Genomic DNA, 24,686 nt, shown 5'->3' with positions numbered 1-24,686 from the left:
GTTAAATAAAACGCTTACAATTTATTACCCCTGCTGCATCACGTCAATGACTTCTTCCCAGCTGGCCGGCTTTTTCCCATTAAACCGTTCAACGAATTGAAAGTCTGCTAATCTCTCTAGCTTTTGTTGTGCTGCCCGAGACATGCTGGCATCAACCTCTGCTTCATCTAACATTTCAATAGAGCCAAGAAGCTCGATCGCTCGTCGTTTTGCATGTAATGCACTCCCTGTCACAAGACGGTTCATGGTCTCTTCAAAACTTTTGCTATCCATTGTATCGCTTAATGAAGAAATCACTTGTTGTTCCACATTATATTTTTTGGAAATTTCCAAAAATTCAATCATGAGACCAACGATCCCCTTCATATAAACGCTTCTGATCAGCTTTAAGGCAGAAGCATCTCCTGGCTGGTCACTGATTTTTGTGATATTCATGCCATAAGCATTCATTACTTTCATGAATTGGTCGGTTCCACTGCCGCTTGCCGTGATCGGAACCTTGTGTTTGTTGACTGGAAGAGGCCCTAGCATGGCAGCATCTACGAATAGAGCTTTTTGCTTTTCAATTTCATTGGCCACTTGCTTTTTGATGTCTGGTGTTGATGCTGACACATCTACATATAGTTGATTCTTTTTCAAACTTCCCGTTACAGATTGGGCAACTTCTAAAGTTTTATTCGCTGGCACAGCTGCAATGACAATATCAGATTTCTCAATGACTTCACTAATACTGCTGGTTAATTGAACTCCTGTCTGCGATGCTTTTTCTTTCAACGTTCCAGCCAATTTCTCATTTTGTAAAAGTACATCATACGCATAAAATTGATCTAATCCTTCTGTTTTCAATCCCGTTGATAGCTCATATGCTGCTTCTCCATAACCGATAAACCCTATTTTCATCACCGATTCTCCCCTATTCCTGAAATTTTTTCAATTTGCCTGCCAGCCATGCAGGTGCTAAGAGACTAGTGTCTTGCTTTCCTTCGTCCATATATTGTTGAATCGTGTTTAATCTCTGATTTTCATACGCTTGTTTCTCTTCCGCTAGTGTGAGCATGTGTTCCGCCTTCTCCTGTGGAACGATGACGACTCCATCATCGTCAGCAATGACTAAATCACCTGGTGCTACTTTAACACCGCCGCACGAGATGGTTTGATTCAATTCCCCAGGACCATCTTTAAAAGGTCCGTTTGGCATAAACCCCTTACTGTATATTGGAAAAGCCAGCTCCTCTAAAGCAAGTTTGTCGCGAACAAGCCCGTCTATCACGATCCCTTCTATACCTACAGCCTTTGCTGAATGTGCCATCAATTCCCCTAAATATGCATGACCTTTATGGTCTTTTCCATCAACAATCAGTACATCTCCTTCTTTAGCAGAGTAGATCGCTTGATGAAGAAATAAATTATCCCCTGGCCGTAAGCTAACGGTAAAAGCTGTCCCTACTATATTCATGCCTCTTGCAACAGGTTTAATTTGATGATCCATCGCTCCAGTGCATCCCATCACGTCTGACAGCAAGGTTGAGTTAAGCTTTCTTGCCCGATCTATTAGATCATTTGACACGAATTGAACAGTACTCATTGTTTCCATCATCCCCTTTGAGTTATATTCATTACATTAAATTTTATTAAAGTAATATATATTACTTTTGTGACACGATCATACCATCTCGATTTCATTTAGTAAAGCGCTTTCAAAAAAATTAAATGAAAAAAATGAGTCACCACACGACTAATGTGTTGTGTGATAACTCATTTTCGTTAACATATGATTGATTTGATCTAAACGAGGTTTTGTTCTTTCAGGGTCATTAATGGCTAAGGCACTTAAAATATAATCTACGATAAAGATAGCAGATACGACAGAGTTATGAGAGCCCACACTTGCTGAGGAACATGGTAATACATATTGTGCATACTTAGTTAGTGGAGAGCTGTAGCTGTCTGTAATTAAAAGCACTTCCACCCCATATGACTTCGCTGCCTCCAGCAAGTCCTTTATACGCTTTGCATAGCGAGGATAGCTGACCGCTATAATGAAATCATCAGATTGAAAATGAACGAGATCATCCACCCAATCGCTTTTGTCCGCATCAATATATTGACAGTTCCCCAATAGCCGATTGATTCCAAATGACAGATACTCGCCAACAGGTCTTCCACTTCGGGCACTTGTACACAGAACCTGGCGGGAGCTGGCTATTTTTTCAACAATATGCTGAAAGTTTTCTTCGGTGATATTGTCTAAAGCATACTGGATATTTTGAAATTGCAGCTCTACATGGTTATGCAGAAGCTTACTTTTATTTGAATGCTTGAGGTTCGCTTCAAGTCTCGTTTGAGGGGCAGCTTTATGCTTCATGTTTGATTGAAGCTCTTTTTGAAGCTCAGAGAAACCGGAATACCCTACAGCAGCAGAGAATCTCATGATGGTAGCTGTGCTCGTCCCTACTTTTGAAGCCAATTTATCTACAGTTAAAAACGCGACCTCCATCGGATTGTGCACGATATAATCTGCAATTCTCCTTTGTGCCTCTGTTAATCCCGCGACCTTATGCTGAAGCTTATGTATTAAATCGTTCATTATAGCACCTGCCTATTCTATCGGCTTTATCTACGATCAAATTTTTTCTTTTCCCCCTATATTGTACACATTTGTCATCAAAAAAACAGCCAGCACGAATCTATCGTACTGGCTGCCTTTGTCGAGATCATTATAATGCTTGTGCTGCTGTGATCAGCGCAAGGTTGTAAACGTCTTCGGCATTACAGCCTCTTGAAAGATCGTTTACTGGCTGGTTTAAGCCTTGCAGGATAGGACCTACAGCTTCAAAGTTACCTAAACGCTGTGCAATTTTGTAACCGATGTTTCCAGCTTCGAGGCTAGGGAAAACAAATACGCTAGCATCACCTTTGATCACGGAATCTGGCGCTTTTTTCGCTGCTACTGAAGGAACGAAAGCTGCATCGAATTGGAATTCTCCATCAAGTACAAGCTCAGGTGCCTTTTCTTTTGCAATGCGAACTGCTTCAGATACTTTTTCTGTTTCGTCTGATTTTGCTGAGCCTTTTGTAGAGAAGCTAAGCATTGCCACACGTGGTTCGATATCAAACATTTTTGCTGTGTTTGCACTTTCAATTGCAATTTCAGCTAGATCTTGGCTGTCTGGAGCAATGTTGATTGCACAATCAGCAAACACATACTGCTCTTCGCCGCGAGCCATGATGAAGACGCCAGATGTTTTCTTTACGCCTTCTTTTGTTTTAATGATTTGAAGTGCTGGACGCACTGTGTCAGCAGTTGAGTGTGCCGCACCGCTCACAAGTCCGTCTGCAAGACCTTTATACACAAGCATTGTACCGAAGTAGTTTTCATCTAGTAATGCTTTTCTTGCTTGCTCTTCTGTTGCTTTGCCTTTACGTCTTTCGACGAAAGCTTGTACAAGCTCTTCAAAACCTTCATATGTATGAGGATCATACACGTCAACACCAGCAAGTGTAAGACCTAATTCTTTTGCTTTTGCTTCAACTTCTTGTTTTTTACCTACCACAATTGGCTGCAATACTTTGCCGTCTGCTAGTTTTTGAACGGCTGTTAGAATGCGTTCGTCCATTCCCTCAGGAAAAACGATCTTTACTCCTTTACCTGCAACCTTTTCCTGAACTGTTGAAAAAATATCTGCCACTACAATACCCTCCTTGATTTTACAAAAAAAGCGTTCTCTTTTAAGCATACTCTTCTTCTACCTAAATTCAAACTACCAACTTATATTATAGCGCTTACAAATTAAATTCTTATTTTTCAAACTAATTTAATCAATTTTGATAAAGCTGTTTTCTTCGTTCAAGTTTTGATCACATCTCCATTTGGACAAACTATGTTATAGTTGGAACAGATGGAAAACTGTTAATAGGAGTGAAAGAAATGAGCGAACAACATACAACAAATGAAGCAGCTCAAACACTAGATGGCTGGTATGCGCTGCATGATTTTAGAACGATCGACTGGACAGCTTGGAAGCTGCTGACAAGTGATGAGCGCCAAGCCATCATTCATGAGTTCACAGGTCTATTGGAAAAATGGAAAATAGCTGAGCAAGATAAAGCTGGAAGCCAAACAATCTATAGTATTGTCGGCCAAAAAGCAGATATTATGCTCATGATTTTACGTCCGACAATGGAAGAACTAGGTGAAATTGAACTTGAATTCAACAAAACACGACTAGCAGAGTTTACGATTCCAGCTTATTCTTATGTTTCAGTTGTTGAGCTCAGCAACTACTTAGCAGGAGGCGGAGATGGCGGAGATCCTTACGAGAACCCGCATGTACGTGCGCGCCTATATCCAGAGCTTCCTTCTTCTCAATACGTGTGCTTCTATCCAATGGATAAAAGACGTTCTGGCAATGACAACTGGTACATGCTTTCCATGGATGAGCGTAAATCTCTTATGAGAAGCCATGGCTTAATTGGCCGAAGCTATGCTGGAAAAGTAAAACAGATCATTACAGGTTCTGTTGGTTTTGATGATTATGAGTGGGGCGTTACCCTTTTCTCTGATGATGTGCTCCAATTTAAAAAATTGGTTTATGAAATGCGCTTTGATGAAGTCAGTGCACGCTACGGCGAATTCGGTTCCTTCTTTGTTGGAAACCGTTTAGCAAACGAGCAGCTGGCGTCTTATTTCCATGTATGATAAACTCTTAAGGCTTCGGATCTTTCCGAAGCTTTTTTATGTATTTGTTTAGAAAGGTGATCACATCATGAGAAACTTCCCCATCGCTATTTTTGCATTAACACTCGGTGCGTTTTCGATTGGCATGACTGAATTTGTCAATTAGGCTTCTTCGTTGGCTCTCTTAAAGCTCCCTTTTCTTAAATAAGACACAAAATTAGTTAATCCAATGGGAAGGTCGATGTATATGAGAGGGTAATGCTATTTTTACTTCACCTTTAACCGAATTAATTTTCATTTGGGTCAAATATACTGGTGAATAGAAATTAATATCTCGCAAATCTACACCGATAAACTTATCCTGATGTTCTTTGAACAAGAACATTAACAATTTGTTGGAAAAATTCTTTCCTATTTATGCTATGATGGAATATACATAAAATTTGGAAAGAAGGTTTAGCTTTTGGAATGGCAAAGATGCCCTAGGTGCAACAGTAATCGTGTGGGGAAAAGGGGAAGAAACGCAGGCTGCCTAGCAATATTACTCATGTTATTTATTTCTTTTTTCATCTCGTATGTCATAACAAATTTATTGTTCTTTTCTATTTTTTTAATAAGGATTGGATTATTTGTCATCATATTTATTTACTTGATTAAACTACGAGAAAAGATATTCGGTTACTTGTACTGTAAAGACTGCGAGCTATCCTTTAAGCCTCGAAGTAAATCTAGCGAAAAAACACTTTCATAAATCTGGGAGTGTTTTTGTTTTTTTGAAAAATACTCTCGTGACTTTTAAGAAGGAATACAGCAGATATTGAGGGTTTAGGGAGTACCAAATTATCTTCCTTTCTCTTTGAACATCAGTTTGAGTCTTGACATGAAACTTCCGAAAATAAAGATTACTTAAACTGGAAAAGAAAGTGAATGGATTTTTCTCTTATTTTCAGCCCTTAGTATGTTCTGTTTCATTAACAATTCGTACCAATCACCGATCATATTAGCAGTAAATAAGCTTGTTACTTTTCCGTCAAACAAACCTCTCTTTTTATTTTCACTATCGCAAACCCAATAGGAAATTTAAAGATTTTATGATCTAAATGAGTAACGAGAAACACCATAAAGACAACAAAGAAGTAAAAGAAATAAAAAAACGATTTATCAGCTCAGTGGTAAACAAACAAAATCAGTGGTACGATATTGAAGAGATACATAAATATTCATAAAGGTTCTTTATCATTTCTTTCAAGGAGGCAAGAAAAATGTCATTCTGGCTACTTACAACTATCCTTACAGTTATTATATTTGGCATTTCTCTAATATTTAAAAAAAGAAATTCTTCTTTACAGTATGGATTTCCAGCAGCTTTAATGATGGGAAGTATCATCTTATTAATCATAAGTTTTTTTGTCGGAAGATGGGAAGGCTTAGGGTTAGGAGCTATCAGCGTTTCTTTGTTAATATCATCTGTTATCGCTTTAATTATTACCAGCATTTCTGGATTTTTTAAAAGTGAACAAAAAAATGCCTAGCTTGAATAGCTAGGCATTTCTTCTAACAACCTTTTGGTCCGAAATATAGTCTGATTGCAAAAGTAGCCCAAGTGATCTCGTTTCTCACACACTTGATAAGCATTGAATCACATTTACAATTTTTTGTTTTACTACCGTAACAACGATCATGTAACACGCAGCAGCTATCTGTATAGTTAATTGGCTTTTTACCTCCATGTTTCAGCCCATAACCACAGTTTCCTCCGCAATGTTGATATCCTCCAGGTAAACATCCATTGGAAGTCCACCAAGCTTTAGTGATAGCTACACCAGTTTTCTCTTTAGGTTCAGCGTAATTTTCTGTATCTTGCGGGACGTAATTAGGGTCATCCGGCAAAGGCTCGGTTATATCTGGTAATTCAGTATCCGGATAATCAGTGTGAATAGTATCAATTTCAAGTTCGCCTTCAGAAGTAAATGAAATCCCTAGTAGATGACGTGAGTCAGCTTCATCAGATGTTAAAACTTGACCTTGTAATTTGAAACTCTCAGGTACATCAAGGTCTTTAAGCTCACGGTAAACAATCCGTGCTGTTTTGCTTTCGTTGCCGAGAACGACTTGACTAGCTGAAACAACATAGTCTTTTTCTAATTCAATATCTCCTTTATATCCGTATTCAATAAGCAACTGTTCCTTTGTTAAATCATCATTACCTATAAGGTCATTAATCGTTTCTAGTAACTCCTCAAATTTACTAGATTTAATTGCACGTTCTTTAAATCCCTCTAGTTCTTTACCTTGCAAATAAATGCCATTGATTGTTTGCAAATACTCCAACTCCTTTTAATTTTTTAAGTGGTATCACCACCGTTATCTATAAAGTGAATTGGATATGTCAAAAGTACATTCTCCTTTTTAAAAAATTCAAATGTTCTTTTGTGCTTCTTTTTGTATCGCAAACTCCCAAAAGCCTGGTACCTCCTGATCGTTTATAAAATTAAATCTATCAAGTAACTTTAGCTTAATATCTTGTTCAAAGTCTTCTCTCTCCTGATATGAAACATTGTATAGACATTTTTTGATAAGAGGGGTTAACATTTGTAATAATTCTTCTTGTTCAATTTGAGTTATGTTTTCATGTTTACAAAAAGAGTCCATTTCAGTCCTCCTAATTTTTAAGACTAATAGTGCTTTTTAAATCTGTTGAGACTTCTCTTATGAATGTTATTGATATTTTGTTTTGAATCTCCTAAAAAAGTTGCTATGTCTTGAAGAGTTAAGCCTTCTATATACATTAAGTTCAATACTTTTTTTTGCTTCTTATTTAATCTGGTATAAGCTTCGTATAACGTTGGATCTGTAATACATTCTGTTAAATTTACACAAGAAGTTGTAAAGGGCTCTTCTACTGGATCTGGGATTGTCTCAGTTCGTGTAGTTTTTTCATCCTCATTATTTAAAGGAGCATCTAATGTAAGTAAGAAACGCTGCTTAATCTTTCGATCTTTTTTATCAAAATCAATTGAAGATATCCTAATCATGGTGCTGAAATATTTAAGCATTCTTGCCTTTTTATAAAACACTTTGAACTTTCTATCTAACAATAAATGATTTTGTTCATTTGGATTTTCAGTCACCTCTTGAAATAATCGTTGATTTTGGGGATCAGCAAGAAAACGTTTTACAATCGGCTCATTTAAAAAATCGAAATTCAATAAAGTTTGACTCAAAGAAATCACCTCTATTTTTATAATGAATTCAGCCCACAAAAAGTAAACGGTTCAATAAATATCAAGAAACATATGTTCTATTTTATGTGGATTTATCACCACTTTCAAATAATCTTTATAGTAAATTTAAGGTAAATTTAAATAATCTATAATGGACGTTTACTTTCAATCTATTAGATGCATTAGTTTACTTAAATGGCAGCATAGCCAAGGGGTAAGGCAAAGGTCTGCAAAACCTTTATCATCGGTTCAAATCCGATTGCTGCCTTTTAGAAATAAATAAAAGGAGAATGATTATGAATCCAAAAGTCGTTATTTATACAGCAAAAGGTTGTAGTTTTTGTATCAAACAGAAGGAATGGCTAGATAACCATTCGATTGAATATAAAGAAAAGAAAGTAGAATTTGAAAAAAATAGACAAGAGTTATTAGAGAAAAAAGTATTAGGTGTACCTTATACAGTGATTAAGATTGAAGATGAACCAAATGAAATTACGGTAGCCGGTTTTAAATTAAATAAGTTAGAGAGTCTTTTACTGGGGGATTAATAATGGAACAGTTTGAGCGCTCACTAGAGCATTATTCTCATGTAAAACAAGAGTTAATAAAAACAGCACAAAAGCTTAACTCGTGTGACTCTGAAGAAAAAGAGATGTATCAAGAGATTGCCCTTTGCTATAGTAAACATCTAAAAAAAATGAATAAACTTTTAGAAGAAAAGTATGGATTGAATCTATGTTCTATCGAAACATAAAACACCCCCATTCTCGTAGAGATGGGGGGTTTTCATTTGAATAGAAACAGACATTGATACTCATGAGGTCAGAAAGAAAATCACAGTATTGACTTTGTATGTGAGCATTTTGGATACGTTGTGCAACCATAAAACGAACGGCCAGAATGCCTATTCTTTTTACTGACCATTTCAGCACCACAAACACACTTGATCGGCTTTGCCTTTCCTTTCTGTTTGAATTCACCAGCTGTCATGCTTACTGATAAATTGAGTGCTGTCATTAGTTCAATGAGTTTGTATCTATCCAAAAGCTTAACATCATTGCTTTCAGCCAGTTCTCGCGCACCTTTAGTATAAAAGTTGTTCGTGATTACCCAGGACTCTTCAGCCTTATAGTGATTTTTAGCGGTCACTATTTCCTGAATCGCTTTTATACCAACCTTAGCTTTTTGACGCTTTGCTTGCACTACGATCTTTGCTCCTGATTTTTTTATGATAAAATCAGCCCTAAAACCCTTCCTTTCAGGTGTCACCTGAACCTTATAATCATTGGCGCTAAACATATATGCCAGATATTGCTCAAACTGAAAATCATTCATATAATCAATATCCTTGATGCCGGACTTTATGAATTTTTTCTTGTTTTTGTTCTTTGAAAGATAGTTTGCAACATGATAATAAACACCTATCATTACGATCACGGCAAATACAATAAACAAGACATTCCAGGTGTTAGGTAGTTTCAATAAGATATTTGTCCTCACCAAAATTGACTCCTCCTATTGTAAAGAAAGAAAAAACCTCCTAAATAGGAGGCTATCTTTGCTCAGCAAATTCCACTCTTTTATTTTCAAAGCTATAGACTATCAATTGGCCCAAGCTTTACCCTTGCTTAACTTTAGTTTCACTTTTACAGTAAACCCATTGAGTCATTTGGCTGCTTCCTTTAGCGCAACTTTTTTCTACCCCAATTTCTCCAAGTTGTTTTAAACTATAAGCCTTAGAATTTTTAAGAATAGTTTTTCCGCACTGTTTACATGTTGCTATTACTTCTCGTTCAACAATTATTCTCTTTACGTTGTTCTTAATGGAAAAATAAATTTTATTGACAAATTACTTCAATTCCATGTAAAAGTCTTCTTTCGTCATTTTGCCTGCTTCAACTTCCGACAGCAATGACTCTAGATATGCTGTTACATGCACCTTCGTAAGTAGATAATCATCCGGCACCATCAATTTTGGGTGAAGCTGCATACGTAGTATTTTTATTGAAAAGATTGAATAAAAAAGACAGTTCAAATGCATACTTTCAATCTATTCATCAATAACTAATTCTTAATTCTTTTACCATGATTAATCAATTTTTCAAACGAGACCTTCTCCCTTTTTCCATTGATTAACATGTACAATACTTTCTCATCCATTTCTAAATAGCCCTCATTATTAACCCTAAATGTTTCTATCCCCCTGGCTGTATTATTAGTGGTTGGGTTAGCATTAAAGAAGCAATAACAATTAAACTTAAAACAATCAATAAACGCCTTAATAATAATTTCATATAGGTATCCTCGCCCTTTTTAATAAAAAAAGAGTATTTCTTTTTAAGAAATACTCTTTTTTCTTGCTATTTATTTAGTTCATCCCATGTCACGTCAAGTTCACCTTCACTGTTACCTCCATTATTTTTAATATTGCCACCACCAGTTCTTTTACCGTTAGAGATAGAATTTATTAAGCGACTTTTTTTTGAGTCTCTTTTTTTACTTAAGATTTTTTTGGCTAGTTGAACTAGAACTAATATTGTGATTTTTCTTGGGAATATTTTGATTTAAGTGATCTAGAAACATTGGAATTATTATTAGATTTATTTGAACTGTATCCATTTTGGACTTTCTTATTGCTGCTAGGAGTTTGTTCTTCGGTTTTACTAGTAACGCCTTGATTACTTTTCTCATTGCTAGTCACAATGTTTTTCTGTTCATCTTTAGTTTTTGTTTTGACATAATTTTTTTCAAGTCTCACTCCAGCTTTTAACGCTTTTTTCTAAGAATGAATGCCGTAATAAAAGACTCTAGGTGCTACAATTAAATATGGAAACCAACTTAAAATACATTATATGGTACAAGAAATGTAACTTCCATATTTATTCGTATTATCTCTTTTTATAATGTTGGTTTTTGGCATGTACCAACAACCTTGAATTTCCTATTATAAATAGAAAACCTCAGTCACGAATTGGATCACAAGTGGATTTTAAGCTTCTCCCCACTAACTAGATTAGTCGTATAGTTAACTTGGTTGGTGATCTTCGACCAAGCACCACGCATAATTTTTTTTCAAGGAACATTCTAATAATCATTACAGTTTAACTTGCTCTATAACTAACTGATCTTGATCTTCCAACCTTAACCAATTCACTATTTCTATTCTTGCGTTTAGCAAGAACTTTGCCTTCAATTGTTCTTACTGTTCTTATATCATAATAAATTTCATGAAATCTTAAGATTTGATTATTATTGACATTTTGAACAAATAAACTTGATTTCAAAACATAAATCTCTTTATTAAAGGTCTTAATCGTCACTGTATTAGCAAGATCAACAAATTCAAATCTTACCATTTTTTCTTCTGACTTTTTTTGCGCTTGTCTCATATTTGATGTTGCACCACCGTTTATAAATTTTCTGTTAAATCCTCTATCTTTATTCCTAATGTTTGCGCGATTTTCATCATTACGGCAAGAGAGGATTTATTATAGTCTCCATTCTCAATCTTAGAGATGGTTGCTTGTGAAACCCCGGAAGCTGTTGCCAAATGAAACTGGGTCCACCCTTTTTCTTTTCTCTTTTCTTTAACGATGTTCTTTATGGTTTTCACCTCCTTAAGGAATATTCTTAGGGGATTAAAATATCTCACCTTTTTCTGCTATTATTAAATAAAAAACAAGCATTGGTGCGTGGATCTTATGAACGAATTACGAAATGGAATAGGAAGTAATATTCTCAAACGCAGGCAAGTATTAAAGATATCATCTCCTGAACTCTCTACTTTCAGGAGCCTCCCAATCCACTATAAGTAAAATTGAAAGGGGGACTTCCTCTCCAAACATCGAGACACTGATTAAAATTTGCAAAGCTTTAAATATTACATAGTATGAAGTTCTGCCTAAATCTCTCTTCCTTGAAATTGATGATATCGCCCAGAATAATGGGAATATTAAACAATTTCTTAATCAAATTTCAGGTTGCGAAATAGAGTTTAATCAATCATTTTTGTCAACTAATGTTCTTTCACATATGAATAATATTGCCCCCTCATACAATCCTTCAACGAATTAAGTGATAAGGAACGTGACCTATTAAGCGGATTTTCAAATTCGATTACGAATATTACTTTACAAGATGATAAAACAAAAAGGGAGGGTTAATTTTATACCCCCCCCCCTTTATTTAAGTTTCTTCTTTATCGTCTTCAACTGTTTTTTTATTGTTTCGACCGATTTAAACAAATGTTCTGCAATCTGCCCTCTTGTTAACCCTTTTTCTTTTAATTTATAAACCTCTCTTTCGGCCGGAGTTAATATGCTGGCTTTTCTCTCTATACGCAGTTCATTAATCAACAGACTTGAAACATTCGCATTTAATGTAACCTTATCTATAAAAGCTTCTCTAATAAATTTTGGAATATCTTTGTACGATGACTTGTTAATGTAATTCATGGCCCCTTGATCAAATGAATCTAGAATGATTGCAGGCTCTTCCCAGGAAGTAAGCATTATGATCTTCTGGAAACCTCTTTCAACTAACTCTTTTGATAAATCTAAACCGCCTAATTCCTCATCTTCAGATAAAGTTAAATCCATAAGAATAATATCAATTTCATGATTCTCCAGCTGTAAGGCTTCACTTTTCGTGAAAGCTTTTTTTACAACAACCATATCTTTTTCTTTTGAAATTAAGTCGCTAATACCTTTCATCCATACTGGATCATCCTCAACAATCATTACCTTGATCCTATTATCCATAGCTTTCACCAACAATTTCTTTTTTCGAACTTGAACTTGATTTTAAGTTGATAACTCTGTTTCTAGGAATAGTTAAGGTTATAGTTGTTCCCTCTCCTAGTTGGCTATTTACTTTTATGCTGCCGTTGTGTTTTGTCATGACGTTATAACAATATGTTAAGCCAAGACCAAAATTTCCAACCTTCTTTTTCGTAGAGAAAAAGGGGTCCAACATTTTGGCCTGCATTTCTTTATTAACGCCCTTACCATTATCAGCGACATCAATATGTAATTTACGACGCAACTGGTAGACTCTGATCTTTATCTGCTTATTATCCCCCATTGCTTCCATCGCATTTTTCATTAAATTTAATAATGTTTCTTGCAAGTGAATAGGGTCTGCATAGATATTCGCATCCACTTCAAATAATTTCTTTAATTGAACAGTGCTGATCTGTGGCTGAAGTAGTTCAACACTTGAATTAACAAGATCTATAATATTAAATTCTGTTTCCTTTAATTCAATAATATCAAGTTTACTTTGAATACGGCTCGACAACTCAAACAAGTGATTGGCTGATTTAAGAATCATATCAACTGATTCCTGATTTCCCCCAAATTTTGACCCTTTCAGATTATTTGCAAGGAGATCTATTTTGGCTACTTCATTTTTTATTGAATGATTTAATAAGGCAGTACCAGATGTTACTGCCTTCATTGTTAAGTCTCTTCTTTGTTTTTCAAACTTTATCTGTACTCCCAGGAAGCCATATTTGATTATAAAATAAACAAATAATACAAAAGCAATAGCTATGACCCAAGGGTTTAGCATCCACACACCAAATATTCCAAAGGCTTCTAAAATTATATTGGTGAATACCGCAAATAATAGTGTTGGAACAACAACTAGACATGTATAAATCTTTTGTCTTTTGCTTGTTATACTCTTTTCTGTATATGCTGCATAAACCATCAAACCTATTGAAATAAAGACATATGGTACGACCCATAAAGAGAGAAATACATGATGTGTTTGCCATTGAGGAAATTCTGTAAAGTAAATCTGCATAATGATTACGGGTATGAACAAAATTATTTTCCAAATGAAACTTCGCTTTTTACTTTTGATTATTTCTGAGAACACAAGGCCGAAAATCATAATTGCATATGCTGTTCCATAGTGTCCTAGCGATGATGTAATATAATGGATTAGCTGTAGATGGCTAGATGAACCATCCAAGTAATACGACAAAATTACACTTAAACCACCAAAACCACCAAAAAATCCTATAAAGCTGCCCCATCTTGTTTTTTCATTTTCAGGATAAGTAAGAAACAAAACTAAACTCATGGCCCACAACAATGCAGTTAGGATGAACATCATTTTATTTCTTTAGCCTGCTTTCAATAAATTGAAGTGTGTCGGCTGCTATTCTATTTCTAGATAGTACAATTCCAGCATGGCCACAACTGTATACGTGCCTTTTAGGTTGATTCCAGCTATTCCACAGAGTATCTGCATCGTTTATGTCAATATACATGTCATATTTTCCTGATATTAAGAGTACATTTTCTTTGTCTACGAGAAGTTTTGCTTTACTAGGGTTCATAATATCCCAAGCTTTGTCGAGTTCTTCATACTCTGTTCCATGTTCCTCCAGATCTCTTCGTATATACTTCCCAGGAAGAGTGTTCCAGATGGAATGCGCAATATTATTCGCATAAAAAGCTGATACAACAATATTCACGTCTTTCTCGACTGTTGCTAATAAGTTTGTTAGCCACCCTCCTAAACTAATACCAACTACGATTATTTCCCCACCTTCATTTTCCTTGATCCATTTAATCAACCCTCTAAGTTCAACAATAGCTTGCTGGGAAGATTGCACTGTTCGACTTATATTAGCACTAATCATCTGTTCACCAGAATATGTTGAATTTTGTGGTTCCCTATCGAAATGATAAGGCAGCGTGTAGTAATACATATTCCAATCATAATTTTTAACGATCTTATCGTGATAAATCTTCTTGATTCTGTCGTATGAATCCATTCGCCATCCATGTACGAAGATTACATTGGGGTTGTGCTTTGACTCTTTTCGTAAAAACACTTCCCCAGAAACCTTGTCATTCTTATCTACACCAGATTTGATGCTTGAATTAAAAGAAAATATTCCACTTTTTAAGTTTGCTGTATGGTTGTTGATGTGGAATTCTAAATCAATTGGCTGAGCACTAAAAAAACGATCCCTGTTACCTACGTCAATAGGCAAATTGTTATAGTGACTTTCTTTGCTTCTTGTTCTGTGCATATCCATTAATGCTGCGTAATCTATTACTTTTAAAAGCTTCAAAAGAATTAACTCCTTTAATTTCAAATTATTACTATACGAATATTTTAGCATAAAAAGGTTATTTTTTTGGAAACAAATTAAATAACTAAATTGATGAATGAAGGCTAATTAGTAAGCCAATGATGTGTAATAAACAAGGTAGATTAAAGAAACAATTAATATAAAGATAAACAATAAAAATAAAAGACAAAAAATATAAGGGAAATTATAAAAACCTTGTTGATGCATATATATTAATAGATTGAGAGATTTTAATGATTCATATAAATCCACAATCAACAACTTCACATCAGCAATAATACCTTATTAACAATTCACATTTTTACAAATACATTTAGTCTGTTTAATTTATTTTGTATATATGTCCTCAGCCATTCTGCCTTTAATATTGGGAATGCCGGCGGTGCAGCGCTTGGCGGTCTTGCTATCGACATCACACATTTACAGCTTGTTCCGTTATTTGCTGCAGCTGTGACATTTATTGGCCTTATCATTACGTTTATGAGTTATCAGTCAGATAAACGAATAAAAAGGACCTGACATAGGTCCTTTTTTATTTCATCACGGTCATTTCTGGCTCTTCTATTTGTTTCAAGCGTTCCTGAATAGGATGAGAAAAAGAGTGCTCTGACAAGACAATATGGGAGACGGTTTTTGTAAATCCAGACACTTCTTGAATAAAGGCTTCAATTTCTTCAAGAGACGAAACTGACAGCTTAATGAAAAAGCAAGACTGTCCTGCCACTCGATAAGCAAAAAAAGCGCGTGGGTGCTCGTTCATAAAAGCCACAAAACGCTGATACTCCCCATTTAACACCGTAACTTCCAGCAGGCAGTCAATCAGAAGCCCTAATTTTTTATAATTGACCTGAACAGAATACCCTTCGATAATCCCTGCGTCCTCTAATTTACGCACTCTTTCTGCTACCGCAGGTGCTGATAAATTCACTCGTTTGGACAATTCCCTCATGGATAAGCGGGCATCTTCTCTCAATTCATTTAAAATATGCACATCAACATCGGTGATTTTCATTCGTACCTCTCCTATCCAAAAATCGTTCCATTTGAAAAGTATTTGATGATAATACTTATGATGCGAAATGTAAAATAAAACTAAATAATGGTAGAATTTATTTTAACGGAATTGAATGAAAAAGCAAGTATGGAGGGATCACTTGATGAAAGAATCTTTAGACAGCCAGGCTTCTAAAACATTTCCCATCACACTTGCCATCGCACTCACACTTGGCGTTTTTGCGGCGGGATCGGAGGAACTGGTGATTTCACCACTGCTGCCTGATTTATCAAACTCATTTCAGCACTCTCTTGATGTTCTCGCTCTTTCCATCAGCATTTATGGGTTAGCTGTGCTGGTTGGAGCTCCGCTTCTCGTTCCTTTAGGGGACCGGTATTCAAGAGAGCTGTGTTTGATAATTGGGCTGTCTTTCTTTTTGATTGGAACAGTGATGTGTGCTGCTGCCCCAAATTTGGCCGTGTTTTTTACCGGCCGTGCTATTTCTGGGCTGGCGACTGGTGTATTTGTGCCAACAGCCTATGCTCTTGTGGGGGACCGGGTTCCATATGAATATCGCGGCAAAGTGATGGGACTCATTGTCTCGAGCTGGTCTCTTTCTCTTGTCCTTGGTGTGCCCATTGGCGCTTTTATCGGTCAAAGTTTGAACTGGCGCTGGACATTTTGGATTTTCGCCATGATGAGTCTCGTTGTCCTGCTGCTCGTCATCCTTGAATCTAGAAAACAAGTCGCCACAGCTGATAAGAAGGCACCTCAAGCTAGGGAGAAATCAGGTTCTTTATGGGGGGCTTTGAAAATCGACCGTGTCCCTGCCTATTTGACCGTGACATTTTGTAACATGCTTGGATTTTATGGCATGTACTCATTTTTAGGAGCTTACCTGCAAAGTTTGTTTTCCGGAGGGCAATCAACAGCTGGACTTCTGATCATGGCTTATGGCGTTGGTTTTTCCATGAGTATATTTACGGGGAAATTAGCAGATTGGTTTGGCAAAACACGGTCTCTTTTCTTTGTGCTGGGCGGGATTGCGCTCGTTCTTGCCTTACTTCCTTATGCACCGTTCTCATGGACATTGCTCATTTTCGCTTTATTTATTTGGGGTGCCATGCAAAGTTTATCCGTCACGCTTTTGAGCACCGTCCTGAGCGACTGCTCCCAAACCCACCGAGGCAAAGTGATGGCTTTTTACAGCCTTGCTTCCAATCTAGCCGTTATGCTTGGGTCCGCTTTGATGGGACCTGTTTATGTCCATTTCGGCTATCATACGGTAGGACTTGTATGTGCACTCATTACGCTCGTTGGTTTTCTCATCAGCTTCATCAGCTATAAACGTGAAAAAACCTTACAGCAGAAACATAAAAATACCTTTGAAACGTGAGCTCATTTCACTGCACATCTCGATATGTGCAGTTTTTTAGATCAATTTTTAATATCATCATAAAATACATTTTTTATAAATTTTGTTGACAATTACCAATTTTATTTTTTATAATCTAGTAAAAATTTGAAAAAGATTGGATGGTAAACATGATCTTAAAGAATGATGTTTTTCATTTCAAAGAAGAGCCCATCGTTTCACCTAAGATGTTTACAGTCAATACATTAGGCCCTAAGGGGACAAGCAGTGAATATGCAGCAAAACATTTCATCTCTCATTCCACCACTACACTCGGCACTCATACGAAACTATCCCTTTACGACACATTCGAAACTTGCATTGAACATACTCTCTCTAACGCACTCCAATACACTCTCGTTCCACACGCATACGAAGGAATCAAACATTTCTACATGAGACCTGACCTGCAGCTTTTACAAATATTCAGATGTGACACGCCCATGTATGGTTTGGCTGTCAGGCCAGATTTCCCCTTTCAAGAACAAATGCTTCACCATTTAAAAATTGTTTCTCATCCTGCACCTGTGAATTTGATTCAATATTTTATTCATCAAAATGCTGAATTTGAGCTTGTCAATTCCACAAGTACAGCCGCACAAAAAGTAAGAGACGGCGAATTTGATTTCGCTTTAACCAATGAGGTGGCTAGAGCTACATACGGCCTCACCTTCATTCGAACATTTAAAAGCATTCCTATGAGCTGGTCTATATTCGGAAAAGGAGAGATGTAACATGACGACTGAACAAAAGGTGCAAGAATTATATTTTCCTCAAGCGAAAAAACGAGAATGGGATAATGGTGTCATCCAATATTCTACTGTCAGAGGCGATACGGAAGTGTTAATTTCATACGTCCCTCCTCACACGATCATCGAACCTCACGAGCATCCAGAAGCGCAAATCGGCATCGTATTAAAAGGCGAGCTTCAAATGACGGTCGGCCAATCGACCCAAGTGCTCACCCCATTAGAATCAGCCTATATTGCACCACCATTCGTTCCTCACGGCGCATCGAATCTGACAGATGAAGAAGTGATCGCCATTGATATTAAGAGATTAAAAGATGGCGAGGAATATACGGCTCCTCCTACTTATTTCTTAGACATTTTCAAAACGCGTGATTTGCTTCCTGGCATGGAAGTGACCTTTTTTGTGGAGGACTGGATGGAGCTTATGATTGCCAACATTCCGGGGAATGGCGGGGAAATGCCTTTTCATAAGCACCGTAATGAACAAATTGGGATTTGCATTAGCGGTGGATACGATATGACGATTGAAGGCTTTACAGAGAAGATGGAATTTGGCACGACCTACTTCTGTGATCCAAAAGAAGATCACGGCGCCATTAATCCAAAGCCAGAAGCATCAAAGTCTATTAATCTCTTCTTCCCTCCACGCTATAACCGCTTAAAGCCAAAAGCGTCTAAGGTGAAGAAATGAACATTGCCGGAAAAGTCGTCCTGATTACAGGAGGTGCGTCTGGGATTGGGCTTGCCGCCGTCAAGCTTTTCCTTGAACACGGAGCAAAAGTAGCTGTGGCTGATATTAATGAAGATAGCGGTAAACAACTCGTTGAATCATTGCCTCATGAACATGCTGCGTTTTTCAAAACAGATATTACAAATGAGGCTGACTGTCAAAAAACCGTTCAATCCGTGCTGAGCCAATTCGGGACAATTGATGTGTTGATTAACAATGCAGGCATCGAAATTGTCTCACCTATTCACGAGATGACACTGGAAGATTGGAACCACATTCTACAGGTCAACCTGACGGGTGTATTTCTCATGAGTAAGCATACATTGCCGCATATGCTTGAGAAGAAAAGCGGAAGTATTATTAATACTGGATCTGTCGGAGGTCTCGTTGGCTGGCCTGACATTCCTGCATACAACGCAACAAAGGGCGGTGTCATCCAGCTCACCAAATCGATGGCGATTGACTATGCCGCTCATCAAATCAAGGTGAATTGTATCGCCCCAGGCATCATTGATACGCCATTAAATGAAAAATCCTTTTTAGACAATCATTCAGAAAGTCTTGAGGTTGTCAAAAAGGAAAAAGCAAAGGTGAATCCCTTGCTTCGTCTCGGAAAACCTGAAGAAATTGCGGGCGTGATGCTGTTTCTCGCCTCTGATCTATCCAGCTATATGACTGGAAGTGTTGTCACAGCAGATGGCGGTTACACCGCTAGATAAAAAGGAGTGCTTTCATTGAGTAAAAAAACCGTACTTGTCATTGCTGACTTAGGAGGATGCCCGCCCCATATGTTTTATGAAAGCGTGGCGGCATCTTATCATATCGTTTCTTACATCCCGAGACCCTTTGCCATTACAAAGGGACACGCTGAACTAATAGAAAAATACTCCATTGCCGTCATCAAAGACCGTGATTATTTTGAGACACACCCTTCTTTTGAGCACCCTGATTCTATTTACTGGGCACATGATGATTATTTGAAATCAGAGGAAGAGGTGGTGGATGACCTAGTCCGTGTGGCTTCCTTTTTCAAAGCTGATGCCATCACCACCAATAATGAATTATTCATTGCACCAATGGCAAAAGCCGCCGAACGGCTGGGGCTGCGCGGCGCTGGGGTAAAAGCAGCTGAAATGGCGCGTGATAAAAGCCAAATGAGAGCTGCATTCAACGCTGCTGGTGTCAAAGCGGTGAAAACTCAGCCTGTCACCACTTTAGCTGATTTCCAGCAAGCTATTGAACATATCGGGACACCGCTTATTTTAAAGCCTACATATTTAGCAAGCTCGATTGGCGTGACCCTTTTTCATGACAGAGCCGGCAGTGATGATCTCTTTTTAAACGTACAGTCCTATTTGCAAACCATTCCCGTCCCAAACGCTGTGACATATGAAGCACCATTTGTCGCTGAAACGTACTTAGAGGGGGCTTACGAGGATTGGTATCAAGAGGGTGGCTATTCTGATTATGTCAGTGTAGAAGGGTTCGTCGTGGAGGGAAAATATATCCCTTTTGTCATACATGACAAGACCCCTCAAATCGGTTTTACAGAAACGGCTCATATTACTCCCTCGATCCTAGACAATGAAGCACAGCAAATCATCATTGAGGCAGCTAAGAAGGCAAATGAAGGGCTGGGACTTGAAAACTGTGCGACCCATACAGAGATCAAGCTCATGAAAAATCGAGAAACAGGACTGATCGAATCCGCAGCTAGATTTGCTGGCTGGAATATGATTCCGAATATCAAAAAAGTGTTTGGTGTGGATATGGCCAAGCTGCTGATCGATGTATTAGTCGATGGAAAAAAAGCGAATCTGCCAAAAGAGCTGCTTTCTGGACATACGCATTATATAGCAGACTGCCATTTATACCCTCAGCATTTCAAAGAAAGCGGACACATACCGGCAGAGGCCACACATATCACCATTGATCATGTCCATATTCCGCAGGATGCTTTAGTTGGAGATACTGTGATCGTCAGTGAATCCGTCCCATCTAAAGGCACCTTTGTGGATCTCTCTTTATTTGAAGCCTTTAATGGCATCGTGTCGCTTGAATTAAAAGGGTCATCCTCACAGGATGTTGCCGCATCCATCCGCAACTTACAGAAGCAAGCTGCCATTCAGTTAATGGATGAATTAGTGAAGGGATAGAAAGAGAGGGTAATGTGGTGAAGATCTTACCATCTAACGTGATTGAACGGCTGCCAGAACAGAAATTTGGAACCGTCTTTGAGAAAATTGCGCATAAAGCACAAAACGGGGCGAACATCATCAACCTTGGGCAGGGAAATCCTGATCTTCCGACTCCTGCACATATCGTAAGCGCGCTTCAAGAGGCAGCAGGCACTTTAGAGTTTCAGCAGTATGCACCTTTTAGAGGCTTCGACTTTTTCAAGCAAGCCATTGCAGATTTCTACAAAAAAGAATTCGGCACTGAGATAGACCCACAGAAAGAAGTGGCCCTTTTCAATGGGGGGAAAACAGGCCTTTATGTCATGAGTCAGTGTCTGCTTGACCCAGGGGACATTGCCCTCGTCCCCGATCCAGGATACCCAGAATATCATTCTGGGATCTTGATGGCAGACGCAAAGCCCTACTGCATCAAACTTGAATCAAAAAATGGCTATTTGCCGAATTTCTCTTCAATTGATCCGGAGGTGCTCAAAAAGGCAAAGGTTCTTTTCTTAAATTATCCGAATAACCCAACAGGTGCTGTGGCAAATGATGCATTTTTTGAAGAGGCTGCTGATTTTGCATCAGCTCACGGACTGCATGTCATTCATGATTTTGCCTATGGTTCATTTCATTATGAGCAAAAACCAGTAAGCTTTCTGAATGCTCCTCTTGGAAAAAGTGTAGGAGTAGAATTATATTCTCTATCCAAAACATTTAATATGGCAGGGTGGAGAGTCGCTTTTGCTGTAGGTAATGAGGACATCATCCAAGCCATTAACGCCTTCCAAGATCATGTGTTTGTTAGTATGTATGGCGGATTTCAACAAGCCGCAACCGTCGCCTTGCAAAGTGATGACCGTCACATTCAATCATTAAAAGAGGTCTACCTTGAACGAATTCACTTCTTCATCCGTCAGGCAGAAAAGCAGCTAGGATGGTCCATCGAACGTCCAGCTGGCGCCTTTTATTTATGGGCTCCAATCCCTGATGAGTTTGAACATTCTCATGCATTTGCAGACTATTTACTCGAACATACCGATGTCGTTGTCACGCCCGGGGGGGTGTTTGGAGCACATGGAAAACGTCATGTCCGCATCTCAATGGTTGCTCCAATTGAACAGCTTGCCCTGTTTATCGACCGGCTTCGCATCCTTCCGATTCGCTTTAATCAAAAAACCCGCATCTAGCGGGTTTTTTTGACAAATGGCTAAAATGGGTCTTGATTTTAGCCATTTGTCTTCTTTTCAGCGTGATAGAAAACCTTTGCAGCCCTAGGAAGGACGAGTACCGGAGCGGAGCGAATTTGACATTCGTAAGCACCGGCACGCAGACCTGACACCAAATGCGAGGGTTTATCTACACGCTGGATCAAAAAACCGCATCTAGCGGTTTTTTTGATGCTATATACTTTTCATCGCTCCACCATCGACAGATATTTGTTGTCCTGTAAGATAGGAGGCTTCCTCTGATGCGATAAAAGCGGCCAATGAAGCCATTTCACTCGCTGAGCCCACTCGTTGCATTGGAATTCCTGACGCTACAGCCTGTACAGCTTCTTCCCGCGATAATGCCTGTTTACATATCATGTTTCCGATAAATTGTTCATACCGATCTGTAGCAATAAATCCCGGGTTTAAACAATTCACTGTGATCCCTGAAGGTGCAAGCTGTGTGGCAGCATTTTTACTAGCATTGATAATCGCTGCATTCATCATGCTGTTCGTAAACATTTGGTCACCAGGTTCCTTCCATAGGTTCCCGACAATTTGAATGATCCGGCCATATTCATGTCGTTTCATCATCGCTGCTGCACGCTTCATCGTATCAATGTACGCAATGGCTTTTTGAGAAAATGCTGCCATCATCTGCTCGCTCTCACATGAATCAAAGGTATCTGGCTTTCCCCCCGGAATGTTATTAATCAACACATCCAGTCTGCCAAACTCTTTTTCTATTTCCTCAAAAGCCTCAGCCCGCACCCCTTCATCTGACATGTCGCCACAGAAAAGAGCCACCGGCTCCTTTGTTTCTGCCATACGCCCAATGTCCTGCTGCGCTTCTTCTAGTGAGGATTGATTTCTAGAATTGATGATGATCTTTACATTGTCTTGAGCGGCAAGCTTTATGGCGATGGCCTTTCCAATTCCTGTACTTGCTCCTGTTACAAATGCAATTCTTTTAGACAAACTCATCCACATCCCTTTTCTTATCAGCTTCGTACATATACATAAAATGACACATATAGAATGTATTTCAACAAAAAAAGACCTTTCTCCTGCGAAAGGCCCCTCGTTCTCTATTTAAATGTCGTTTCCCAATCAAACCCGATCATTTCGTCATTCCAGGCGATTCGCTTTTCATCTGGGTTTTTCGGGTCATACGATTCTGTTGTGAAATACACAATTTGCAGCGGCGTCTCACCTAATACACGGTAGCCATGCGCGACACCCTTTGGTATGAGAAGCAGCATCGGATTGTCTTCCCCCATATAATACACATCGGTTTGCCCCTTTGTGGGAGAGTCCTCACGCAAATCATATAACACGACCTGTGCATGACCTGCGGGGAAGAACCAAACGTCGTCTTGTTTTTCATGATAATGAAAGGCTTTGATCACGCCTGGAAAGCTTTTCGACCATGACGCCTGACCAAAGCGTTTCAGCATCGGTTCATCATCTCGAATGAGCTCTGCAAAAAAGCCGCGGTCATCACAATGTTTCATGAGTTTTTTCGTTTGAACACCATCAATCATGCTGATGCCATCTCCCTTCTTTCTGCAAGTATTCGTGAAGTGCATCCTTCCAATGCCTCGGCTGCCAGCCTGTGGCTTCAATCGCTTGAAGATCTAAGACAGAATAGGCCGGGCGTGGCGTTTGGAAGCCATACTCTTCCGTGGAAATCGGCTCAATTGTGGCGGACAAGCCGCTTTTCATCACAATTTCTGACGCAAAATCAAACCAGGAACAGCTTTCTCGGTTACTGACATGGTACACGCCTGCCTTCTGATCAAACAAATGAATCAGAGCCTCGGCTACATCCTTTGTATAAGTAGGAGACCCTATCTGATCGTTCACAATGCGTAAATGATCCTTCGTTTCAGCAAGCCGAAGAATGGTATTCACAAAATTATGCCCCTCATGTCCGTAAAGCCACGAGGTACGAATGATTTTCACTTCGTCTGATACAAGCTGAATCAATTCCTCACCAAGCTTTTTACTCTTTCCATAAATGGTTTGAGGATCTGCTTGTGCATCGACTTGGTAAGGGGTGTCCGCCTGCCCGTCAAACACATAATCTGTACTGACATGTAACACATCAGCCCCTGCGCGCTTTGCTTCTAATGCTGTATAGTAGGCGCCAATGCCATTCACAAGATACGCCTTTTCGGTTTCTGTTTCACATTGATCAACAGATGTATAGGCTGCTGCACTGACAACAATATCAGGCTGATAGTGTCTCATCGCATGTCTGACTGCTTGCTGGTCTGCGATATTGAGCATGTTCCTCGTTAAGGCAATGACGGTCATGTCTTTTTCCTTGAGCTGCCTGCTCAATTCTTTCCCCAATTGGCCGCCTGCACCGGTGATTAAAACTTTCATC

At 38.5% G+C, this 24,686-nt stretch carries 28 protein-coding genes and 1 tRNA gene; 12 read left to right on the top strand and 17 right to left on the bottom strand.

Annotation, left to right across the window (positions count from 1 at the left end; translation table 11 throughout):
* Positions 1 to 24: 24 nt before the first annotated feature.
* The 4 genes from OIT90_RS01715 to pta all read right to left on the bottom strand — a co-directional run bounded on the left by OIT90_RS01715 (position 25) and on the right by pta (position 3,689).
* On the bottom strand, positions 25 to 900 hold the full coding sequence (locus tag OIT90_RS01715) for a prephenate dehydrogenase/arogenate dehydrogenase family protein (protein WP_144489899.1): 876 nt from the start codon (positions 898 to 900) through the stop codon (positions 25 to 27).
* Positions 901 to 913: 13 nt separating this feature from the next.
* Positions 914 to 1,585: an RraA family protein gene (locus tag OIT90_RS01710; RefSeq protein ID WP_474892194.1), complete on the bottom strand. Its 672-nt coding sequence runs from the start codon at positions 1,583 to 1,585 to the stop codon at positions 914 to 916.
* Between the two features lie 150 nt (positions 1,586 to 1,735).
* Positions 1,736 to 2,587 (bottom strand): MurR/RpiR family transcriptional regulator, encoded by an 852-nt coding sequence (locus tag OIT90_RS01705; RefSeq protein ID WP_458210225.1) that lies wholly within the window; start codon positions 2,585 to 2,587, stop codon positions 1,736 to 1,738.
* 130 nt (positions 2,588 to 2,717) lie between these two features.
* Positions 2,718 to 3,689: a phosphate acetyltransferase gene (gene pta, locus OIT90_RS01700; protein WP_056766819.1), complete on the bottom strand. Its 972-nt coding sequence runs from the start codon at positions 3,687 to 3,689 to the stop codon at positions 2,718 to 2,720.
* Between the two features lie 239 nt (positions 3,690 to 3,928).
* Between pta and hemQ the strand changes: the two genes are divergently transcribed.
* Together hemQ and OIT90_RS01690 are read left to right on the top strand one after the other, a co-directional pair.
* Positions 3,929 to 4,699: a hydrogen peroxide-dependent heme synthase gene (gene hemQ / locus OIT90_RS01695; protein WP_330545667.1), complete on the top strand. Its 771-nt coding sequence runs from the start codon at positions 3,929 to 3,931 to the stop codon at positions 4,697 to 4,699.
* Positions 4,700 to 5,940: 1,241 nt separating this feature from the next.
* Positions 5,941 to 6,210, top strand: coding sequence for a YesK family protein (locus OIT90_RS01690; protein WP_126682447.1), 270 nt, complete (start codon positions 5,941 to 5,943; stop codon positions 6,208 to 6,210).
* A 22-nt stretch (positions 6,211 to 6,232) separates the two neighbouring features.
* Here OIT90_RS01690 and OIT90_RS01685 read toward each other — a convergent pair whose 3' ends face one another.
* The 3 genes from OIT90_RS01685 to OIT90_RS01675 all read right to left on the bottom strand — a co-directional run bounded on the left by OIT90_RS01685 (position 6,233) and on the right by OIT90_RS01675 (position 7,902).
* Positions 6,233 to 7,000: a hypothetical protein gene (locus tag OIT90_RS01685; protein ID WP_126682448.1), complete on the bottom strand. Its 768-nt coding sequence runs from the start codon at positions 6,998 to 7,000 to the stop codon at positions 6,233 to 6,235.
* A gap of 96 nt (positions 7,001 to 7,096) precedes the next feature.
* On the bottom strand, positions 7,097 to 7,330 hold the full coding sequence (locus OIT90_RS01680) for a hypothetical protein (protein WP_126682449.1): 234 nt from the start codon (positions 7,328 to 7,330) through the stop codon (positions 7,097 to 7,099).
* 23 nt (positions 7,331 to 7,353) lie between these two features.
* Entirely contained in the window at positions 7,354 to 7,902 is a 549-nt protein-coding gene (locus OIT90_RS01675) for a sigma factor-like helix-turn-helix DNA-binding protein (protein ID WP_474892193.1), read from the bottom strand.
* A 197-nt stretch (positions 7,903 to 8,099) separates the two neighbouring features.
* Between OIT90_RS01675 and OIT90_RS01670 the strand changes: the two genes are divergently transcribed.
* The 3 genes from OIT90_RS01670 (at position 8,100) to OIT90_RS01660 (ending at position 8,656) form a co-directional block, all read left to right on the top strand.
* Positions 8,100 to 8,170 (top strand) — tRNA-Cys (locus OIT90_RS01670).
* A 28-nt stretch (positions 8,171 to 8,198) separates the two neighbouring features.
* Positions 8,199 to 8,450 carry a glutaredoxin family protein gene (locus tag OIT90_RS01665; protein ID WP_330545669.1) on the top strand — a complete coding sequence of 84 codons (252 nt, stop codon included), beginning with the start codon at positions 8,199 to 8,201 and terminating at the stop codon, positions 8,448 to 8,450.
* A gap of 2 nt (positions 8,451 to 8,452) precedes the next feature.
* Positions 8,453 to 8,656 carry a hypothetical protein gene (locus OIT90_RS01660; RefSeq protein WP_126682452.1) on the top strand — a complete coding sequence of 68 codons (204 nt, stop codon included), beginning with the start codon at positions 8,453 to 8,455 and terminating at the stop codon, positions 8,654 to 8,656.
* Between the two features lie 80 nt (positions 8,657 to 8,736).
* Here OIT90_RS01660 and OIT90_RS01655 read toward each other — a convergent pair whose 3' ends face one another.
* The 3 genes from OIT90_RS01655 to OIT90_RS01645 form a co-directional block, all read right to left on the bottom strand.
* Positions 8,737 to 9,402, bottom strand: coding sequence for a restriction endonuclease (locus OIT90_RS01655; protein WP_474892320.1), 666 nt, complete (start codon positions 9,400 to 9,402; stop codon positions 8,737 to 8,739).
* A 1,601-nt stretch (positions 9,403 to 11,003) separates the two neighbouring features.
* Positions 11,004 to 11,291, bottom strand: a complete 288-nt coding sequence (locus OIT90_RS01650; RefSeq protein WP_126682454.1) for a hypothetical protein — start codon at positions 11,289 to 11,291, stop codon at positions 11,004 to 11,006.
* Between the two features lie 20 nt (positions 11,292 to 11,311).
* Positions 11,312 to 11,515 (bottom strand): helix-turn-helix domain-containing protein, encoded by a 204-nt coding sequence (locus tag OIT90_RS01645; protein ID WP_260563315.1) that lies wholly within the window; start codon positions 11,513 to 11,515, stop codon positions 11,312 to 11,314.
* A gap of 158 nt (positions 11,516 to 11,673) precedes the next feature.
* Between OIT90_RS01645 and OIT90_RS01640 the strand changes: the two genes are divergently transcribed.
* Complete coding sequence (locus tag OIT90_RS01640) at positions 11,674 to 11,790, top strand: helix-turn-helix domain-containing protein (protein WP_126682599.1); 117 nt, start codon at positions 11,674 to 11,676, stop codon at positions 11,788 to 11,790.
* 293 nt (positions 11,791 to 12,083) lie between these two features.
* Here OIT90_RS01640 and OIT90_RS01635 read toward each other — a convergent pair whose 3' ends face one another.
* From OIT90_RS01635 to OIT90_RS01620, 4 genes are all read right to left on the bottom strand, one after another.
* Positions 12,084 to 12,641 carry a response regulator transcription factor gene (locus OIT90_RS01635; RefSeq protein ID WP_126682455.1) on the bottom strand — a complete coding sequence of 186 codons (558 nt, stop codon included), beginning with the start codon at positions 12,639 to 12,641 and terminating at the stop codon, positions 12,084 to 12,086.
* A 13-nt stretch (positions 12,642 to 12,654) separates the two neighbouring features.
* Positions 12,655 to 13,992, bottom strand: a complete 1,338-nt coding sequence (locus tag OIT90_RS01630) for a sensor histidine kinase (protein ID WP_474892192.1) — start codon at positions 13,990 to 13,992, stop codon at positions 12,655 to 12,657.
* A gap of 34 nt (positions 13,993 to 14,026) precedes the next feature.
* Positions 14,027 to 14,995, bottom strand: a complete 969-nt coding sequence (locus OIT90_RS01625; protein WP_474892191.1) for an alpha/beta hydrolase family protein — start codon at positions 14,993 to 14,995, stop codon at positions 14,027 to 14,029.
* Positions 14,996 to 15,548: 553 nt separating this feature from the next.
* Complete coding sequence (locus OIT90_RS01620) at positions 15,549 to 16,028, bottom strand: Lrp/AsnC family transcriptional regulator (protein WP_047202792.1); 480 nt, start codon at positions 16,026 to 16,028, stop codon at positions 15,549 to 15,551.
* A gap of 145 nt (positions 16,029 to 16,173) precedes the next feature.
* Between OIT90_RS01620 and OIT90_RS01615 the strand changes: the two genes are divergently transcribed.
* The 6 genes from OIT90_RS01615 to OIT90_RS01590 all read left to right on the top strand — a co-directional run bounded on the left by OIT90_RS01615 (position 16,174) and on the right by OIT90_RS01590 (position 22,273).
* Positions 16,174 to 17,406 (top strand): MFS transporter, encoded by a 1,233-nt coding sequence (locus tag OIT90_RS01615; protein WP_058838509.1) that lies wholly within the window; start codon positions 16,174 to 16,176, stop codon positions 17,404 to 17,406.
* A gap of 149 nt (positions 17,407 to 17,555) precedes the next feature.
* Positions 17,556 to 18,158 carry a type 2 periplasmic-binding domain-containing protein gene (locus OIT90_RS01610; RefSeq protein WP_024423797.1) on the top strand — a complete coding sequence of 201 codons (603 nt, stop codon included), beginning with the start codon at positions 17,556 to 17,558 and terminating at the stop codon, positions 18,156 to 18,158.
* Position 18,159: 1 nt separating this feature from the next.
* Positions 18,160 to 18,867, top strand: coding sequence for a 3-((4R)-4-hydroxycyclohexa-1,5-dien-1-yl)-2-oxopropanoate isomerase (bacB, locus tag OIT90_RS01605; protein ID WP_039182276.1), 708 nt, complete (start codon positions 18,160 to 18,162; stop codon positions 18,865 to 18,867).
* Complete coding sequence (locus OIT90_RS01600) at positions 18,864 to 19,625, top strand: glucose 1-dehydrogenase (RefSeq protein WP_039182279.1); 762 nt, start codon at positions 18,864 to 18,866, stop codon at positions 19,623 to 19,625. The genes bacB and OIT90_RS01600 overlap by 4 nt, the downstream gene beginning before the upstream one ends.
* 15 nt (positions 19,626 to 19,640) lie before the next feature.
* On the top strand, positions 19,641 to 21,062 hold the full coding sequence (locus tag OIT90_RS01595) for an ATP-grasp domain-containing protein (protein WP_474892190.1): 1,422 nt from the start codon (positions 19,641 to 19,643) through the stop codon (positions 21,060 to 21,062).
* A gap of 17 nt (positions 21,063 to 21,079) precedes the next feature.
* Positions 21,080 to 22,273 (top strand): aminotransferase class I/II-fold pyridoxal phosphate-dependent enzyme, encoded by a 1,194-nt coding sequence (locus OIT90_RS01590; protein ID WP_474892189.1) that lies wholly within the window; start codon positions 21,080 to 21,082, stop codon positions 22,271 to 22,273.
* Between the two features lie 213 nt (positions 22,274 to 22,486).
* On the opposite strand, the gene OIT90_RS01585 is transcribed toward OIT90_RS01590, so the two are convergent.
* The 3 genes from OIT90_RS01585 to rfbD all read right to left on the bottom strand — a co-directional run bounded on the left by OIT90_RS01585 (position 22,487) and on the right by rfbD (position 24,685).
* A complete protein-coding gene (locus OIT90_RS01585; protein ID WP_474892188.1) occupies positions 22,487 to 23,278 on the bottom strand; it encodes an SDR family oxidoreductase in 792 nt (263 codons plus the stop codon).
* A gap of 104 nt (positions 23,279 to 23,382) precedes the next feature.
* On the bottom strand, positions 23,383 to 23,838 hold the full coding sequence (locus tag OIT90_RS01580; protein ID WP_058838504.1) for a dTDP-4-dehydrorhamnose 3,5-epimerase family protein: 456 nt from the start codon (positions 23,836 to 23,838) through the stop codon (positions 23,383 to 23,385).
* The gene (rfbD, locus tag OIT90_RS01575; RefSeq protein WP_041087734.1) at positions 23,831 to 24,685 is read right to left on the bottom strand and encodes a dTDP-4-dehydrorhamnose reductase; all 855 of its coding nucleotides are present in this window, start codon (positions 24,683 to 24,685) and stop codon (positions 23,831 to 23,833) included. Before rfbD ends, OIT90_RS01580 begins: the two co-directional genes overlap by 8 nt.
* Position 24,686 lies beyond the last annotated feature (1 nt).

The organism is Bacillus sp. ABR, assembly GCF_056172715.1.
This window is presented reverse-complemented; position numbering and strand designations above follow the sequence as displayed.

What these genes read in the sequence shown, in the direction of transcription:
- OIT90_RS01715 (WP_144489899.1), bottom strand. Translation starts at nt 900, where the DNA reads ATGAAAATAGGGTTTATCGGTTATGGAGAAGCAGCATATGAGCTATCA.
- OIT90_RS01710 (WP_474892194.1), bottom strand. Translation starts at nt 1,585, where the DNA reads ATGAGTACTGTTCAATTCGTGTCAAATGATCTAATAGATCGGGCAAGA.
- OIT90_RS01705 (WP_458210225.1), bottom strand. Translation starts at nt 2,587, where the DNA reads ATGAACGATTTAATACATAAGCTTCAGCATAAGGTCGCGGGATTAACA.
- hemQ (WP_330545667.1), top strand. Translation starts at nt 3,929, where the DNA reads ATGAGCGAACAACATACAACAAATGAAGCAGCTCAAACACTAGATGGC.
- OIT90_RS01690 (WP_126682447.1), top strand. Translation starts at nt 5,941, where the DNA reads ATGTCATTCTGGCTACTTACAACTATCCTTACAGTTATTATATTTGGC.
- OIT90_RS01680 (WP_126682449.1), bottom strand. Translation starts at nt 7,330, where the DNA reads ATGGACTCTTTTTGTAAACATGAAAACATAACTCAAATTGAACAAGAA.
- OIT90_RS01665 (WP_330545669.1), top strand. Translation starts at nt 8,199, where the DNA reads ATGAATCCAAAAGTCGTTATTTATACAGCAAAAGGTTGTAGTTTTTGT.
- OIT90_RS01660 (WP_126682452.1), top strand. Translation starts at nt 8,453, where the DNA reads ATGGAACAGTTTGAGCGCTCACTAGAGCATTATTCTCATGTAAAACAA.
- OIT90_RS01650 (WP_126682454.1), bottom strand. Translation starts at nt 11,291, where the DNA reads ATGAGACAAGCGCAAAAAAAGTCAGAAGAAAAAATGGTAAGATTTGAA.
- OIT90_RS01635 (WP_126682455.1), bottom strand. Translation starts at nt 12,641, where the DNA reads ATGATTGTTGAGGATGATCCAGTATGGATGAAAGGTATTAGCGACTTA.
- OIT90_RS01630 (WP_474892192.1), bottom strand. Translation starts at nt 13,992, where the DNA reads ATGAGTTTAGTTTTGTTTCTTACTTATCCTGAAAATGAAAAAACAAGA.
- OIT90_RS01620 (WP_047202792.1), bottom strand. Translation starts at nt 16,028, where the DNA reads ATGAAAATCACCGATGTTGATGTGCATATTTTAAATGAATTGAGAGAA.
- OIT90_RS01615 (WP_058838509.1), top strand. Translation starts at nt 16,174, where the DNA reads ATGAAAGAATCTTTAGACAGCCAGGCTTCTAAAACATTTCCCATCACA.
- OIT90_RS01610 (WP_024423797.1), top strand. Translation starts at nt 17,556, where the DNA reads ATGATCTTAAAGAATGATGTTTTTCATTTCAAAGAAGAGCCCATCGTT.
- bacB (WP_039182276.1), top strand. Translation starts at nt 18,160, where the DNA reads ATGACGACTGAACAAAAGGTGCAAGAATTATATTTTCCTCAAGCGAAA.
- OIT90_RS01600 (WP_039182279.1), top strand. Translation starts at nt 18,864, where the DNA reads ATGAACATTGCCGGAAAAGTCGTCCTGATTACAGGAGGTGCGTCTGGG.
- OIT90_RS01585 (WP_474892188.1), bottom strand. Translation starts at nt 23,278, where the DNA reads ATGAGTTTGTCTAAAAGAATTGCATTTGTAACAGGAGCAAGTACAGGA.
- OIT90_RS01580 (WP_058838504.1), bottom strand. Translation starts at nt 23,838, where the DNA reads ATGATTGATGGTGTTCAAACGAAAAAACTCATGAAACATTGTGATGAC.
- rfbD (WP_041087734.1), bottom strand. Translation starts at nt 24,685, where the DNA reads ATGAAAGTTTTAATCACCGGTGCAGGCGGCCAATTGGGGAAAGAATTG.